At 44.7% G+C, this 16,024-nt stretch carries 13 protein-coding genes; 10 read left to right on the plus strand and 3 right to left on the minus strand.

Annotation, left to right across the window (positions count from 1 at the left end):
- The first annotated feature begins 43 nt into the window (after window positions 1-43).
- The 5 genes from F6K49_RS21105 to F6K49_RS21125 all read left to right on the plus strand — a co-directional run bounded on the left by F6K49_RS21105 (window position 44) and on the right by F6K49_RS21125 (window position 4,674).
- Window positions 44-841 carry a PD-(D/E)XK nuclease family protein gene (locus tag F6K49_RS21105; RefSeq protein WP_293020363.1) on the plus strand — a complete coding sequence of 266 codons (798 nt, stop codon included), beginning with the start codon at window positions 44-46 and terminating at the stop codon, window positions 839-841.
- Window positions 842-1,109: 268 nt separating this feature from the next.
- Window positions 1,110-1,298, plus strand: coding sequence for a hypothetical protein (locus F6K49_RS21110; RefSeq protein WP_075896118.1), 189 nt, complete (start codon window positions 1,110-1,112; stop codon window positions 1,296-1,298).
- A 197-nt stretch (window positions 1,299-1,495) separates the two neighbouring features.
- Window positions 1,496-1,747 carry a hypothetical protein gene (locus F6K49_RS21115; protein WP_293099753.1) on the plus strand — a complete coding sequence of 84 codons (252 nt, stop codon included), beginning with the start codon at window positions 1,496-1,498 and terminating at the stop codon, window positions 1,745-1,747.
- Window positions 1,748-1,759: 12 nt separating this feature from the next.
- The gene (locus F6K49_RS21120; protein ID WP_293099756.1) at window positions 1,760-3,916 is read left to right on the plus strand and encodes an AAA family ATPase; all 2,157 of its coding nucleotides are present in this window, start codon (window positions 1,760-1,762) and stop codon (window positions 3,914-3,916) included.
- Window positions 3,917-4,083: 167 nt separating this feature from the next.
- Window positions 4,084-4,674, plus strand: coding sequence for a hypothetical protein (locus tag F6K49_RS21125; protein WP_293099759.1), 591 nt, complete (start codon window positions 4,084-4,086; stop codon window positions 4,672-4,674).
- A gap of 96 nt (window positions 4,675-4,770) precedes the next feature.
- On the opposite strand, the gene clpB is transcribed toward F6K49_RS21125, so the two are convergent.
- Both clpB and fghA read right to left on the minus strand, forming a co-directional pair.
- Window positions 4,771-7,398, minus strand: coding sequence for an ATP-dependent chaperone ClpB (gene clpB, locus F6K49_RS21130; protein ID WP_293099762.1), 2,628 nt, complete (start codon window positions 7,396-7,398; stop codon window positions 4,771-4,773).
- A 323-nt stretch (window positions 7,399-7,721) separates the two neighbouring features.
- The gene (fghA, locus tag F6K49_RS21135; RefSeq protein ID WP_075896128.1) at window positions 7,722-8,573 is read right to left on the minus strand and encodes an S-formylglutathione hydrolase; all 852 of its coding nucleotides are present in this window, start codon (window positions 8,571-8,573) and stop codon (window positions 7,722-7,724) included.
- 140 nt (window positions 8,574-8,713) lie between these two features.
- Between fghA and F6K49_RS21140 the strand changes: the two genes are divergently transcribed.
- The 3 genes from F6K49_RS21140 (at window position 8,714) to F6K49_RS21150 (ending at window position 12,161) form a co-directional block, all read left to right on the plus strand.
- On the plus strand, window positions 8,714-8,986 hold the full coding sequence (locus tag F6K49_RS21140; RefSeq protein ID WP_293099767.1) for a glutaredoxin family protein: 273 nt from the start codon (window positions 8,714-8,716) through the stop codon (window positions 8,984-8,986).
- 113 nt (window positions 8,987-9,099) lie between these two features.
- On the plus strand, window positions 9,100-10,620 hold the full coding sequence (locus tag F6K49_RS21145) for a UDP-N-acetylmuramoyl-L-alanyl-D-glutamate--2,6-diaminopimelate ligase (protein ID WP_293099770.1): 1,521 nt from the start codon (window positions 9,100-9,102) through the stop codon (window positions 10,618-10,620).
- Window positions 10,621-10,724: 104 nt separating this feature from the next.
- Window positions 10,725-12,161: a DICT sensory domain-containing protein gene (locus F6K49_RS21150; RefSeq protein WP_293020373.1), complete on the plus strand. Its 1,437-nt coding sequence runs from the start codon at window positions 10,725-10,727 to the stop codon at window positions 12,159-12,161.
- Window positions 12,162-12,195: 34 nt separating this feature from the next.
- Here F6K49_RS21150 and F6K49_RS21155 read toward each other — a convergent pair whose 3' ends face one another.
- Complete coding sequence (locus F6K49_RS21155) at window positions 12,196-13,947, minus strand: HAMP domain-containing sensor histidine kinase (RefSeq protein WP_293099773.1); 1,752 nt, start codon at window positions 13,945-13,947, stop codon at window positions 12,196-12,198.
- A 273-nt stretch (window positions 13,948-14,220) separates the two neighbouring features.
- Here F6K49_RS21155 and F6K49_RS21160 point away from each other — a divergent pair, with 273 nt between their 5' ends.
- Complete coding sequence (locus tag F6K49_RS21160) at window positions 14,221-15,405, plus strand: NAD(P)H-quinone oxidoreductase subunit H (RefSeq protein WP_293046385.1); 1,185 nt, start codon at window positions 14,221-14,223, stop codon at window positions 15,403-15,405.
- Between the two features lie 438 nt (window positions 15,406-15,843).
- Entirely contained in the window at window positions 15,844-16,023 is a 180-nt protein-coding gene (locus F6K49_RS21165) for a hypothetical protein (protein ID WP_293099776.1), read from the plus strand.
- Window position 16,024 lies beyond the last annotated feature (1 nt).

Raw genomic sequence — 16,024 nt, forward strand, 5'->3', positions numbered from 1 at the left:
AAACAAACCCAATGTCTCAAAGACTTGATTAGATCATTGACCAGTGTTTCCTCCTGCACCTCTGACTCGTCTATCCCAAGGACAGCTGAACGTATTAGAAACCTGTCCCCGTAAGTTCCAACACATTTACTTTGACCAGCTGGGAACACCCGTGTCTCCTGAACAACAAGAGCGTCTTACTTGGGGAAGCCGCTTTCACCTATTAATGCAACAGCGGGAACTTGGGTTACCAGTGACATCTTTAGTAGAAGAGGATAGCCAACTCGACTACTGGCTGACTGGTTTAGTCAATGCCGCACCAGAACTTTCCCACCCAGAATCTGAAAGTTTCCGAGAAGCGGAACATTGCCGAACCCTGTATTTCCAAGGTTATCTACTTACAGTTATCTATGACTTATTGATTGCAGGGGAAGACTCAGCCCAAATTCTTGATTGGAAGACCTATCCTCAACCGAAAAATCGGGATTGGTTAGCCCAAGACTGGCAAACACGCCTGTATCTCTACATCCTAGCGGAAACTAGCGATTATTGGCCAGAACAAATTTCCATGAGTTACTGGTTTGTCAAATCCCAACCCTCTGCCCAGAGTCTTAAATTTACTTACAATAGCGCACAACACCAGAAAACTAGGGAGGATTTGACTCAGTTGTTGACCCGCTTGGCTGGGTGGCTACAAGGGTACCAAGATCAAGGTTTAGCTTTTCCTCAAGTAGCAGCATCCCTTGGTCGATGTCGTGATTGTACCTTTGCCGTGCGTTGTCAGCGTTATGGGAATAGGTTGACGAACGATAGTACAGAATTACTACCAAATTTAGCTGATATCCAAGAAGTTTCCCTGTGAGCTACCACCCCTGACTAGGTTGGCCCGTAGCACCAGTAAAAGTTCAAAATAGTTAAGCAGAGATCCCTGGGGAACCTCTGCTGTAGCTAGTGCGCTAACCAGCCCATAGGCTACAAAGTCTGGTCGAAATGGATTTGATCAGACTCAGTGCCGCTGGCTTCTTTGTGTTTCCTAAGGTTATAATAACACAAAATCTCTAAATAACACAAAAAACTTAAAATACCTATTGAGTTGTTTACCCCTTAGTAGGATAATTGGGAGGTCAAAGTTGTCAAAAGATGTGTCAGAAGAAAAACAAGTTAGCTACAAACTATTTTTGCCTGAATCCTTACGGGCAAAATTCAAATCTATGTGCGCTCTCAAGGGAGTCACCATGAATCATATCTTATTGGAGTTAATCGAAGAATGGATAGAGGAAAATAAACCTGCTTCATCCCCTAAGCAGAAAAAGAGTTAATCGGCTGATATAGCTTGAATAGTGCTGAATGCGGAATGGTAAAAGCTAATTGCTGAGTTATTTGTAACCAGCTCATAGTCTATTATCAGAGGGCTGCTCTTCCTGAGGGTCATACCCTAAGCATATGCGCTACGCGCACGGGTGCGCGTTCAGCTATCAGCCTATGGGCGTAGCGCATATGGTTACAGGAATAATTAATGCGATTGGCCGTAGGCCACGCTACGCGAACGCTAATGAAAGACAATTCTAAATTATTTGAGGAACTGAAAGATCAAGCCATTGATTCAGACCATGAGCAAGGGTTGATAGCCCTTAGTGAGGAATTGCTCAAAGAGTTTGATAGCGGTTCATCACAAGCGGTCACTGATATGGCTCGTTATCGGTTGGAAAAACATCGAAGTGCTTACAAAAAAGCCTACAAAAAACTGATGGCTACCATTGGTCTATGAGGAAGAGTGTCTATGGAAAACTATCGACTGGTATCAGTCAAGATCAAGGGCTTTAGAGGCTTTCCTGAACAAGCCGGAGAACGGGAATTTCGCTTTGATCAAGCTTGCACATTAATTGTAGGAGCTCAGGGTGGAGGCAAAAGTAGTACCCTGAATGCCATTGAGTGGTGTCTATTTGGCAAAGATGTCGCTAATAAAAGTGCTACTAAAATTGAAGAGCGCAAGAATTGGTTAGTGAAAAACCAATCGTCAAGGGAGACTACTGTCGAAGTTATCTTTGAAGGGAATGGGGAAATACTGAAGGTATATAGGAGTGACCGCAAACGTCGTGGTAATCCCAAGTTTTACTATCAGATTAATAATGGTTTGTGTCATGAAGATGAAGCTGAATTGCGGGTGCTACTGGGTGTAGAATTGTCTGACTACATGAGTTGTGTATACCTACATCAAGAAACTATCAGTGCGCTACTGATTCAGGAACCAAAAGAGCGCAAAAATGCTCTGGATCGCCTCATGGGTTTGACGGATTGGCGCAATCTATTGGATGGAATTAAGCGAGCTAAAGCCCAGGAAGAGTTTAAGAAAGTTGATCAAGAGTTTAGTCAGATTATCAGCAAAATTGAGACGGCAAAAGCGATTAAGGAAAATGACTTAGGTCTAGCGGAAGAAGAAGCAATTTTTCATGATATTCCCCTGAGCAAACTATCCCTCAATGGAGCAAAAGCTATTTGCCAAGGGGTTGAAAATGCAGTTGAAAATTTTGCCAAAGACTATGGATTGCTGGTGCCGTCTTTACCAAAATACCAAACTAGTGATGATTTGGAACGGTTTGTAGATGGTGGGAAAGAGGCAATTAAGCAATTACGTAATGCTCAGCCAGACTGGGAACGGCAGAAAGAATTGCTGAATCAGCAAAGTGAATTAAATCGTTTGAAAGCTAATGTTGAGACCAAGGTTATGGAACTCAACCAAAAAGAAAACGAGATTCACCAACTGGAAGCTCAATACGGCATGCTACCAGAAATTTTGGCAAAAAAAAATAAAATTGAACAAGAAGAGTTACCGGCAAAGCAAGAGAGTATAAATAGTATCAACAATCGTGCCGGTATCATTATCGAAACCCTGAAATTTCTGAAGTCAGTACAGGAAGATCAAGCACAAAATTGTCCCGTTTGCTCTACACCAATTAATCCAGTTCAGTTGCGTCAGGAATTAGAATCCTGGCAGCAAGACATGGCGTTACAGCTAAAACCGATTCAGAAGGAGATTCGGGCATTAGAAACAGCAGTAGAGGAGTTCCAGAGACTGATTAAAACCTTGGAGCGGTTGCAACGGGAACGATTAGATAAGCATAAGGGATTACAACAAGCAAAAAATGCGATCGCAGTAGCTTTAGAAACAGAAATTAATGACTCTGCTCACGCTCTGGCTCTGCTCAATCAAGCCATTACTGAAGTAGATCAAGAATTAGTCAGGATTCGCACTGCAGTTGAGCAAAGTAATCAGCGTATCGATAGCATTGATCAAGACTTGGAAAACATTAAACGGATTATTACTGTCCTACGTTATCGCCAAGAGGTAGATAATTTGTTTGCGATTCAAGATTGCCCTGACTATAAAGAAGTTGAAGCAGCGAAAGCTGACTTGGAAGCCTTCTGTGACCGATTGTTGACTATTGGTGAAGCCGTGCAGGAGGTGCTAGGAAACTCAGCTAAAGAAAAAATCGATGCTACCAGAGCAGCAATTTCTAGTATCTATCGTCAGCTCGCCCATCGCAGTGACTTTCCAGATATTGAGATTGACCCAGACAAATATGAAGTGATGGCGGTGGGATATGGAGAGTCAGAAGTTGCCTTACGACTGTTGAACAAGGGTGATATTAATTGTGCTGCTTTGAGTATATTTCTAGCCCTAGCAACTTCAGAGCAATTGACACATAATATCGGCTTCATCGTGCTAGATGACCCGTCGCAAAATCTAGACCCAGTCCATAAAGAACGGTTGGCTGAGGTGTTGGATCAGGTATTGGATAAAAAACAATTGATTATTGCCACTTCAGAAGATGATTTCGTCGAGCAGCTGAGTTTCAAGCTAACTAAGCCCAACCAACTCTACCGATTGGGACAGTGGACACCAACTCGTGGACCAACTATCGAGGCTAATGGGTAATAGAATGTAAAATTAAGAATGTAGAATTAAGAATGTAGAATTATATATTCTGGCTTCTGGCTTCTGGCTTCTGGTTTCTGGCTTCAACCTTTAATTTTAAATTTTATCCCTTCTCAATTCTCAATTCTCAATTCTCAATTCTCAATTCTTCATTCTTCATTCTGCATATGGATGCATCAACATTCAATCATTTAACGAAGATTCAACAACACCTGAATAGTCGGTCTAGAAAAGATAATGGGTTTGGCAAAACTTGCCAACTTTTCCTAGCGATTACCTTCTGTCGCTTGGGTTTTCAGGTAGAAAACTATTCCTCTCAAGGTGTAGATATTGATAGTTGGAATCACCCCTACTTTCCTAATCTTTCCATTGAAGTTAAGACCACCATTAAACATACGGTGACACTAGGACAGAAGGATGTGGATGGTTTGAAGAAAAAAGCGAGAGAAGGATATGAACCTATCTTTGCGGTTTTGAGATTAGAGTTATTGTCCAATTGGATTATTGCCAAAGCCAAGGGAATTAAGGCAGGTAATCATCCTGTAGGGAGACTACAAACCTCAGTAAGGGCAATGCCGGAACTGCAAGATCAGGTGAATCAGGAATTCTCTAGGGTTGTCAATGACTATGGCGCTATAGTATCAAGTATTCCAGCTGAGGAAATTCTCACTGATTTGGATAAGTATTTGGATAGGGAGAAACTAAAAGTAGTACCAAAAGGAAGTGGTATGGCACTGCGCGCAGGGTATAGGTTTTAGGGTTAGGGTGTGTTTTTTGCCCTAAGCATTCAGCTGATAGCTAATCACTGAATGCTTAGGGGTTTAGCACAAAATACCCTTCAACCTTTCTACGCTTCAATTGGACTCACTGAGCAACAACTGAGCAGGCAATCGCTGAAAGGAAAGCCGTTCATTGTTCACATCCACAAAGATAGTGTCCCCATCATTAAATTCACTCCTGAGAATTCCCTTAGCAATAGGAGTTTCCAACTCCCGCTGAATAGCTCGCTTCAGGGGTCGTGCTCCAAAAACTGGATCATACCCTAATTCTGCCAAAAAGTCAACAGCTGCATCGGAGAGTTTCAGGGACATCTTGCGCTCTGCTAACCGTTGCTCTAAGCGCAGGGTTTGCAGCTGGACAATATTGCGCAACTGATGTTTTTGCAAGGTATGGAAAATAATCACCTCATCAATCCGATTGAGGAATTCAGGACGGAAACTAGAGCGCATCGCTTCCATGACCCGACTCCGCATTTCCTCATACTTGGAGTCATCCCCAGCTACATCCAGAATATACTGGGAGCCAATATTGCTGGTCATGATAATAACGCTATTCTTGAAATCTACGGTATGCCCTTGAGCATCAGTAACTCGACCATCATCAAGGATTTGCAGCATGACATTAAAGACATCCGGGTGTGCTTTTTCGATTTCGTCAAATAGAATTACCGCATAGGGACGTCTACGGATGGCTTCGGTTAACTGACCTCCTTCTTCGTAACCCACATAGCCTGGAGGAGCACCAATCAGTCGGGAAACGGTATGCTTTTCCATATACTCGGACATATCGATTCGCACCATAGCCTCTTCGGTGTCAAACAGATAGGCTGCTAAGGCTTTTGCCAATTCTGTCTTACCCACACCGGTAGGACCGAGGAAAATAAAGCTAGCGGTGGGACGATTGGGGTCAGCTAATCCAGCACGCGATCGCTGAATAGCATCGGCAACAGCAGTAACGGCTTCCTCTTGGCCAATCACCCGCTTGTGTAGTTCTTCTTCCAGGTGCAGTAGCTTCTCTTTCTGAGACTCTACCAGCTTACTAATCGGAATTCCAGTCCACTTAGAGATAATTTCCGCAATGTCAGCTTCTGTAACTTCTTCCCGCAGCAGGGATTGACTACTGGTTTGGTTCTCGGCTAGCTGTTGCTCAACAGTTTCCAGGGATTTTTGCAACTCGGCTAACTTGCCGTATTTTAGCTTAGCGGCTCGGTTGAGGTCATAATCCCGTTCTGCCTGTTGAATTTCTACATTAACTCGATCAATCTCTTCCTTAATCCCCTGAATCCGGTCAATCACATCTTTTTCTGATTGCCACTGGGCATTCAACGTACGCTGTTCTTCTTTTAGATCAGCCAGTTCTTTTTCCAGTCTTTCCAGTCTTTCGATGGAGGCGAGATCAGTTTCTTTTTGTAAAGACAACCGTTCCATTTCCAGCTGGATAATTTTGCGGTCAATTTCATCGAGTTCTTCTGGCTTGGAAGTAATTTCCATTTTTAGCCGTGCTGCCGCTTCATCCATTAAGTCAATGGCTTTGTCTGGTAAAAAGCGATCGCTAATATACCGAGTAGACAAGGTCGCTGCTGCCACTAAAGCACTATCGGCAATTTTAACCCCGTGGTGAACTTCATACCTTTCTTTGAGACCTCGTAGAATCGAGATAGTATCAGCTACACTAGGCTGGTCAACATAGACCTGCTGGAAGCGTCTTTCGAGTGCTGCATCTTTTTCAATGTACTTGCGGTACTCATCGAGAGTAGTAGCACCAATACAGCGCAATTCACCCCGAGATAACATTGGCTTGAGCAAATTTCCCGCATCCATTGCTCCTTGAGAAGCACCAGCACCGACGACGGTATGGATTTCATCAATGAACAGGATAATTTTGCCTTGGGAATCCGTAACTTCTTTTAGTACCGCTTTCAGGCGTTCTTCAAATTCTCCCCGAAACTTAGCCCCAGCAATCAATGCGCCCATATCCAGAGCAATCAATTGTCGGTCTTTGAGGGATTGAGGCACATCACCCGCTATAATCCGTTGTGCCAAGCCTTCAGCAATAGCAGTTTTCCCAACACCAGGTTCCCCCATCAGCACTGGGTTATTTTTAGTACGGCGCGAGAGAATTTGAATCGTGCGCCGAATTTCATCATCTCGGCCAATAACTGGGTCAAGCTTTCCCTCCCGCGCCGCCTCTGTCAGATCACGTCCATATTTTTCCAGTGCAAGATATTTGCCCTCTGGATTTTGGTCGGTCACTTTCTGATTCCCTCGAATGTCAGCAATGGTAAGTTTAAGCCTATTTTCATCTAGTTTAAACTCCTGGAATAATGACTTACCAAAGCGGTCATCTTTCAGATAAGCCAGGATCAGATGCTCAATGGAGATATAATCGTCTTGGTATTCTTTACGATAGGACTCTGCTCGGTCTAGCAAGCTATTCATGCTGCGTCCTAGGTAAACGGAGTCGCTATTACCAGAAACCTTAGGTTGTTTTTTGATAAAGGATTCCGTTGCTTCCCTTACCCCTTGCACAGAGACTTCCGCTTTGTTCAGAATACTGGTAGCGAGTCGATCTTGATCCAGCATCGCCTTCATCAAGTGTTCGGTTTCGATTTGTTGTTGCCGTGCGGCTTTAGCAACATCTTGGGTGTGTGCGATCGCTTCCCAGGCTTTTTCGGTAAACTGGTTAGGGTTACTTGGTTGCATCTCTAATCACTCATTCCTCTAACTGTTCACAATTCTAAAAAACCCAGTGCGATCGCATAGATCGGTCTTCACGTCTTCTTTTTGGGATATTGCCGTCCTCAAAGCCAGGTAATACCAATTCTTAAAAGTAGGACGTAAGCTATCAGCTATCAGCCATTAGCTGATAGCTGATAGCTTAACTTCCGGTTCATAGCTTAACTTCCGGTTAATTGTCTTCCAGTTAATTCTTAAGTGGTTAATCTTAAGTGGTTAATTGCCAATTTTACATTTTCCATTTTCAATCCTTGACTTTTTCAGCAAGCTTGGGATTGTCTGAATTTTGTTCAATCCAACAAAGCCTCAGCATGATGGCTGATATGGTCTTTTATAAAGGTGGCGATAAAGTAGTAACCATGGTTATAGCCGACCTGGAGACGGAAAGTCAGGGGCTGATCTGCTTTTTCACAAGCCTTCTCAAACACCTCAGGGAGCAACTGCTGCTTCTCGTAAAAGGGGTCAGCGGTGCCTTGGTCAATCAAAATTGTATGGTTATAGTTGGCTGTCAGCACCAGTTCGCTGGCATCGTAAGCTCGCCATTGCTCTTGGTCTGTCCCGAGGTAATTGGTGAATGCCTTCTGACCCCAGGCGCTGCGCATGGGAGCAGCAATGGGAGCAAAAGCAGAAACAGATAGGTACTGCTTGGGGTTCCTTAAGGCACAAATTAATGCGCCATGACCACCCATAGAATGACCAAATATACCTTGTTTCTCAACTTGCGCGGGGAAATTTTGGGCAATTACCTCCGGTAACTCGTGGACAACGTAGCTATACATTTGGTAGTGAGCTGACCAAGGTTCAAGGGTGGCATCTACATAAAAACCGGCACCAGAACCCAAATCCCACTCATCGTCCTCACCTGGAATTCCTGTATTTCGAGGGCTGGTATCTGGAGCAACCAACATCAATCCATGCTTGGCAGCAAATCGCTGAGCAGCTGATTTTACCATAAAGTTCTCTTCTGTACAAGTCAGACCTGACAGGTAATATAGAACTGGAACGGATTGGACTTTCGCCTGAGGGGGTTGGTATACGGAAAACCCCATCTGTGTCTTACAATTCTGAGAGTGATGAGTGTAAAAACCTACTGTACCGCCAAAGCAACGGTTTTCTGAGACGAGGCGAAGGTCTGTGGACATGGGGCTGGTTCAAATGGACTTACCATGAAGGCGAATGTAGCTGTCCAGCATTTTAGCGTTTCTTCAGGTATGTTTGCCGAAGCTGCACTTATCTTTATTAAACTATCTTCTAAATTAACAATTTTCAACTAACTTGCCTGATGGAATTAATTCTTTACAGTAAACCCGGTTGCCATCTTTGTGAGGGATTGCTTGAAAAGCTAGAGATGATTGAAGGGTTAACCTTTAAACTAGAGGTTCGAGACATTACCAGTCGAGAGGATTGGTTCCAATCCTATCAGTATGAGGTGCCAGTACTATGTATGAACCACTTGGGTCAGGAACAGCTTCTGCCTCGCCCCTCTCCTCGTGCTACTGTTGCACAATTGCAGCGAATGTTACGGAAATATTTCCCTGTTAATGAGCCAAAATAGGCGATACATCAGATTCACGGTTGACGGTTTGACTGTTAAAGGTTGACGGTTGATGGTTGACTAGTGGCTGTGATGATTCGGTAGATCTTATAGTGTCGTTTGGTGCGATAGATATGAAGCTAAGGGAATTATTAACCAAAATTGCCAATATTGTGGAAATGCCTAGCCCCGAGGGTCTTGATCTAACGGTTACAGGCATCTGTACCAATTCCCACGCCTGCCAACCGGGGGATTTATTTATCGGGATGCCAGGGACTCGGGTAGATGGTGGCGAGTTCTGGGAAAGTGCGATCGCATCTGGGGCAGTGGCAGCGATAATTTCTCCCCAAGCGGCTGCCAAACACCCCCCCAAGGAACTTTCACCAGAAACAGGAGTTTGTGTAATTGCCGCCGATGACATGACCACCGTGTCTGCTCAAACTGCAGCAGCCTTCTACGACTACCCAGCACAGCAGCTAAGACTGATTGGAGTCACTGGTACCAATGGCAAAACTACCACTACCCATCTGATTGAATTTCTGCTCGCTCGTAGCTCTAGTCCTATCCCCACAGCACTTTTGGGTACCCTCTATGCCCGTTGGCCAGGTTTTGAGCAAACAGCAAGCTACACTACACCATTTGCTGTTGAATTGCAACAACAGCTCCAGTTAGCGGTCAAAGCAGGTGCGCAAATGGCAGTGATGGAAGTTAGTTCACACGCCTTAGCCCAAGGTCGAATCCAGGGCTGTCCGTTTGAGGTGGCGGTGTTTACCAATCTCACCCAAGACCATTTGGACTACCACCAGAACATGGATGATTACTTCAGCGCTAAAGCTAAGCTGTTTAGTGCTGACTATCTCAAAGGTAGGGCAATTATTAATGCTGATGACTCCTATGGAGAGCGGTTAATCCAACAGTTACCAACTGAGCAAGTATGGAGCTATAGTATCCAAAACCCATCCGCTGATTTCTGGACGAAGGACTTAAGCTATGAGCCAACAGGGGTTAGAGGAATTATGCATACTCCAGTAGGAGAGGTTAGCTTTAATTCGCCCCTAGTGGGTCAATACAATCTGTCTAACTTGCTCGCAGCAGTAGGAACAGTTTTAGAGCTGGGTTTGGATTTAGAATCAGTAGCAGCAGCCTTGGCTCAATTTCCAGGAGTGCCAGGGCGGATGGAACGGGTGCAAATTCAACCGGAACAGGATATTAGTGTAATTGTCGATTATGCCCACACCCCAGATAGTTTAGAAAACTTACTCAGGGCATCACGACCCTTTATTGAAGGCAAGATGATTTGTGTATTTGGCTGTGGTGGTGATCGCGATCGCACCAAGCGTCCTAAGATGGGGAAAATAGCGGCTCAGTTAGCTGATGTTGCTGTAGTAACCTCGGATAACCCTCGCACCGAAGACCCAGAAAGCATCTTAGATGATGTTTTAGAGGGGATTCCTAAATCAGTGGAACCAATGGTAATTTGCGATCGCGCTACCGCCATTCGGACTGCCATCTTGCAAGCCAAACCAGGGGACGGAGTCTTAATTGCTGGTAAGGGTCACGAAGATTATCAAATTCTGGGTACTGAAAAAATCCACTTCGATGACCGAGAGCAAGCCCGAGATGCTTTGATGAGTAGGCTACAGGTTATAGGTTAGCAAATTGACAGCTATTTCAGCGGGCAGGTTGTAGATTATCACATGGAAGGTCAACGTTTAAGCTTTAACCAAACCACCTTTAACGAAACCACCTCTAACCATAAATGAACCTGCCACCTAATCGAGAATTGTCTCTCTACCAGCTGGTTTTAGAAACTCTTGCCTCTCCCGAGTCTCTAACAATCACTCCTGTCACCCTGAAATCCCTAGTCACAGCCACCTTTGACCTGCTAATTGAGCAAAACATCTCAGCCACAATTTGGGTCAAGCCACAGGGTGAGGGCTGGCACAGAGAAATACAACGGTATCAACAACAAGTTGATGTACCAAAAAAAATTTATCTGTGCCACTGTTTAGGAGATAACTCGGAAGAGGTAGTTAACCTGAACAGAGATTCTCAACTGTTTTCCCTACCATTGGAGACTGAAACTCAAATAAAACAAGAGTATTTCTTACTTATTCTCTGTAAGAACTATAGTAGTTTAATTGTGGCTTGCCAGCCTGAGCTATCGGAATCAGAAAATTTAGCTGATAGTGAACTCAGTCAAACATTATTAGCTGTTTTTACCCTTGAGCAATCAGTAATTCGGCAGTTCTTAGAGGGGTTAAGCAAAGTTATTGGAACCACTACAGCAAAGCAACGCAGCCATTGGGAAACCCTTTTACCTGCCCCTCAAAGCTATAATCATACACTACTAACCCAGTTGTTGGTTAAACAAGTACAACGTACAGAAGAAATTGTTCAGGATACCCTGGCAACACAGCCAATCGGGGAGACTAACCCATCTCCCCCATCCCTGCCAGGGGTTACTGATCCGGTTGTGGTAGGGAAGAATTCCTTATCAAGGGTCGAGCCTTATATGAGTAATGAGATACTTCAGCGAGTGGCTCAGGAATTACGGACACCGATAACGAACATGAAAACTGCCCTGAAGCTGCTGGATGCCTCACACATGAAGCTCGCCCAACGCCAACGCTATATTGGGCTTCTTTATAAAGAATGCGATCGCTTAAATTCCTTAGTGGCTGGATTACTAGAACTGGTTCAGCTAGAGGGTGACCCCCAAACTGATCAAACTTGGCCGTTGCAGCTAGCAGAGATTGTTCCTGGTATTGTCAGCACCTATCAACCCCTTGCCCAAGAAAAAGGCATCCAGCTCGGCTACACCATTCCTGCCAATCTCCCCTCAGTCTTGTTTTCAGAGGTTGGCTTGAGGCATATCGTGATTAATCTATTGCACAACAGTTTAAAGTTTACTCCCGCTGGCGGTAAGGTTAGAGTACAGGCAACTCGTAAGGGCAAGTATGTTCAGCTAATATTTAGTGATACAGGTATTGGCATTGCTGAAAGTGACATACCTAAGATTTTTGACAGTTTTTATCGGGGTAGGTCAACACCTAGGGAAGACCTTGGTGCAGGGATAGGTTTAACCATTGTGCAACAGTTATTACAACGGGGCGGTGGTAAGATTTCAGTAGTTAGTCGATTTGGGCAAGGCTCCCAATTTAAAGTCTTGCTACCAATTGCCTCTGAAACGTAAAAATCTGAAACCTAAAAAATCGTTGAGGTAATGGTCAACCAATCCCAGGGAGGGGTGTCTTAGCCAGGTCAGCTAACGGTAAAAATACTGTCATCACCTCACCCTGTTGGGGACGTTGCTTAACAATTAGTTTACCCCCCAACGCCTGGAATAGATTTTTGGTCACATTCAAATTCAAACTGATACTACCGGTTTCTGGCTGGAAAGTCAGCAGCTGACCAAGGGACTTCAATGTCGGGCAATGGTTGTCAGCAATTGTTTCCCGATTAATCTGAGACTGGAATTGTAACTTCAGCTGGTTTCCAGCAGGTGTAACCTGTAACTGGATATGACCCCCTGTTGGAATAGACCGGGTGAAATTTTCCATCAAGCCAGTTAGTACCTGATCTAACAAGGCGGGATGGCTGACCACTGTTGGCAACTGTTGCGGTAAGACTACATCTAGGGTTAAATTACGCCGCTGTGCTTGTTTTTGCCAGCGGGGGATGCTGTTGTGAAAAACCCGAGCCAGAGATATACAGGTCAGGCTAACAGGGGTTTGCTTGGCTGCTGTGGTTTCTAATTCTACTGCCCGGAAAATCAACTCCATGCGGTTGATTTGTTCGCTACACTCATGGTCAATAATTTCTATACGCCGCATGACTTCTGGAGGCAAGTCACGACGTCTAAGCAGTAGTTTAGTCAGGGTGTGAATTGTAGTTAGGGGTGTCCGGATTTCATGGGTCAAAGCTCGGAGCAGCTCAACGTCAGGTGTAGCTTCAGAATTTTCTTTTGGGTGAACAGCAGAGATTCTAGGAAAGCCTCGCGCTTCATTTTTCACCAATCGTTGCCAGTTAGGCTCGCTTCCTTTCTGTTTCTTGGCAAAGGGTGTACTAGAAGACCCATTTTGTGAGTGACTACCAGTTTTGACCGTATCCCTCTGATGCTGAGGTTGTCTTGGCTGAACCATTGTTGACTCGGATATTGTAACCGGTATAGTATGGCTCAGTGCTACTGAAGGCAGTTCTGGTAAATTCTTCAGAAGCCCACGACCAAAGTTCATTACAATGCGGTAATCGGGGGGCTTTGGCACAAATTTTTCGATTAAAGCTTCCAACTGCCTCAGATGATGAGAACTGCTCAGTAATAGTCTACGGCGCAGTGATGCCCAAACACGTTGGATATCTTCTGGATCAAAGGAGAATTGAAAGCCTGGAACCCCAAAGTGGTCTTCCCCAGAGACCATGACTAAGCTAAAGTCTTTGGTAAAAACTAAACAAAACTGCTCGTTAGCTAAGGGGTCTCCTGGAAACAGGGGTAACCTGTAGGTCGTATTTTCTACCAATGGAGTAGTCTCAGGTTGAGCCGGAGGTAGCTGGAAGGGCATAAAAGCCCAAGCATTCAAAGCGTTGTTCGTAAAAATCCCAGTCTCGAAACTTGCCAGTAGCTCTGGATCACTTAAGACTGGAGCAGGACCAGCTAGAATTAATCCTTGCTTCGACGAGTGTTCGGGATTATGGCTTGTTGTTGATGGCTTGCCTGAAACCCCTGGCAACAGCAACTGTTCCAAGGTAGCGATCGCACTTTGCCATTCCCGTTGAGCTTTAGCTGCTGCTGCCCGATGCTTGGGGCTAACACCTTCTCTTGTCCTGTGACTACTAGCACCTACTGAACAAGTGTCAATCACAGTGGCTTGCTCTACTGAAACAGCAACCTTGTCATCGCTTTCAATTAATTCCTGTTGGGATAAAATTTGACTTATACTTGGTAATAACCACCTTGGCACCACAATCCACCCCCGATGCACAGCTAGTGCAGTAATTCAAACTATCAACTCCTTTGATAAAGATGGTAATGTGATTGCTGATAGTTTAAGGATCGTAGAACCGAACTTCTACGTAGCAATTCCCGTTAACCTAGGCATTGGCAAGAAGGAGCTTAAACAGGAATTAACAGTTTTAATCAAGAATATCAAATTTTTCTGGCAAACAAGATAGACTACCTTCCTGCCTCTGTTTTGGTAAGCTAATAGCTAGCGGCTAACAGCTAGCAGCTAAAAGTTGGGGCAATTAATCAAAATATGGCAAAGATCGAGACCAGAACCGAACCCATGGTGATCAACATGGGTCCCCACCATCCCTCCATGCACGGCGTTCTCCGCTTAATTGTCACCCTGGATGGGGAGGATGTGATAGATTGTGAGCCGGTAATTGGCTACCTGCATCGAGGCATGGAGAAAATTGCCGAGAATCGCACTAACATCATGTATGTCCCGTACGTAAGCCGATGGGACTATGCAGCAGGGATGTTCAACGAGGCAATTACAGTCAATGCCCCAGAGAAATTAGCAGATATTCCGGTACCCAAACGTGCCAGCTACATCCGTGTGATCATGCTGGAGTTGAATCGGATTGCCAATCACCTGCTGTGGCTTGGACCATTCCTAGCAGATGTAGGTGCCCAAACCCCATTCTTCTATATCTTCCGGGAAAGGGAGATGATTTATGACCTATGGGAAGCTGCCACTGGACAACGGTTAATTAACAACAACTACTTCCGTATTGGTGGAGTTGCGGTTGACCTACCCTATGGATGGATAGATAAGTGCGAAGACTTCTGTGACTACTTTGACCCTAAAGTTGATGAGTACGAACGGTTAATCACCAACAACCCTATCTTCCGCCGTCGAGTTGAAGGTATCGGTACCATTAGTCGGGATGAAGCCATTAACTGGGGACTTTCTGGCCCAATGCTACGAGGTTCTGGAGTCAAGTGGGACTTACGCAAAGTTGACCACTACGAATGCTACGACGACTTCGATTGGGAAGTACACTGGGAAACCGGGGGTGATTGTTTTGCCCGGTATGTGGTGCGGATTAGGGAAATGCGGGAGTCAGTTAAGATTATCCGTCAAGCCTTAAAAGGACTTCCTGGTGGTCCTTACGAAAACCTAGAAGCCAAGAGGATGGCAGAGGGCCGCAAATCCCAGTGGAACGACTTCGATTATCAGTTCATGGGCAAGAAAATTGCCCCTACCTTCAAGATTCCCAAGGGCGAACACTATGTCCGTCTTGAGTCTGGTAAAGGAGAACTAGGAATTTTCATTATTGGTGATGATAATGTCTTTCCTTGGCGTTGGAAGATTCGTCCAGCCGATTTCAATAACTTACAGATTCTGCCCCATATCCTCACAGGAGTCAAAGTTGCCGATATTATGGCGATTCTCGGTAGTATTGACATCATTATGGGGTCAGTAGACCGTTAAAGTAGCTTAATGCTTTTAGGTAATAGGCTCAATGGCTCTAGGTTTTAGAGTAAGCGGGTTTTGGCAACGTTGATTAGCTCCGCCTCAAGTACGGAAGCTCTCAACTAATCGAGTATTCCTCCTATTCTTTGCTAAGCTAGGAGGAATTTTTGATTTTAGGTGCGCTCTTACCATTAAGAACTAAATTCGCCACGGCTCGCACCTGTTGTAATACTGTGATGTTAAGACAGCATTTAGCTGTCCGGCAAAATTCATCCCACACCTAATTCGCAGCATAGGTGTGGGATAAATTTTGCACAGAGTATGTATGGAATTGCTATAATATATGTACTGATAAACAAAGCCGAAAATGCTGGTTTGTCAGCTATTTAACTAGCGGAAAAATCGAATTTTTGTATTGTTCCGGCGCGGAGGGGCATCCCGTGTCGTCAATAAAGCTTGCCGAGTATCCGAACCGTTGGGTGGAGTTGGCAAGAAGCCCATACTGACCTTAGAGGATGTCTGAAAAGTCAAAATAATAGCGATCGCCTCCTGGAACGGGCAAAGCTATATCGGCAAAGTTTGAGGCTTCACAGACTGCTAAAAGAAAAAACTCTCGTCAAGATAAGCTGTCAATAGC

Source organism: Moorena sp. SIO3I6, from assembly GCF_010672095.1.

Bases quoted from the DNA above. Each gene is read 5' to 3' on its own strand.
- F6K49_RS21140 (WP_293099767.1), top strand. From the start codon at position 8,714: ATGGAATTAATTCTTTACAGTAAACCCGGTTGCCATCTTTGTGAGGGA.
- F6K49_RS21150 (WP_293020373.1), top strand. From the start codon at position 10,725: ATGAACCTGCCACCTAATCGAGAATTGTCTCTCTACCAGCTGGTTTTA.
- F6K49_RS21120 (WP_293099756.1), top strand. From the start codon at position 1,760: ATGGAAAACTATCGACTGGTATCAGTCAAGATCAAGGGCTTTAGAGGC.
- F6K49_RS21125 (WP_293099759.1), top strand. From the start codon at position 4,084: ATGGATGCATCAACATTCAATCATTTAACGAAGATTCAACAACACCTG.
- fghA (WP_075896128.1), bottom strand. From the start codon at position 8,573: ATGTCCACAGACCTTCGCCTCGTCTCAGAAAACCGTTGCTTTGGCGGT.
- clpB (WP_293099762.1), bottom strand. From the start codon at position 7,398: ATGCAACCAAGTAACCCTAACCAGTTTACCGAAAAAGCCTGGGAAGCG.
- F6K49_RS21160 (WP_293046385.1), top strand. From the start codon at position 14,221: ATGGCAAAGATCGAGACCAGAACCGAACCCATGGTGATCAACATGGGT.
- F6K49_RS21115 (WP_293099753.1), top strand. From the start codon at position 1,496: ATGCGATTGGCCGTAGGCCACGCTACGCGAACGCTAATGAAAGACAAT.
- F6K49_RS21145 (WP_293099770.1), top strand. From the start codon at position 9,100: ATGAAGCTAAGGGAATTATTAACCAAAATTGCCAATATTGTGGAAATG.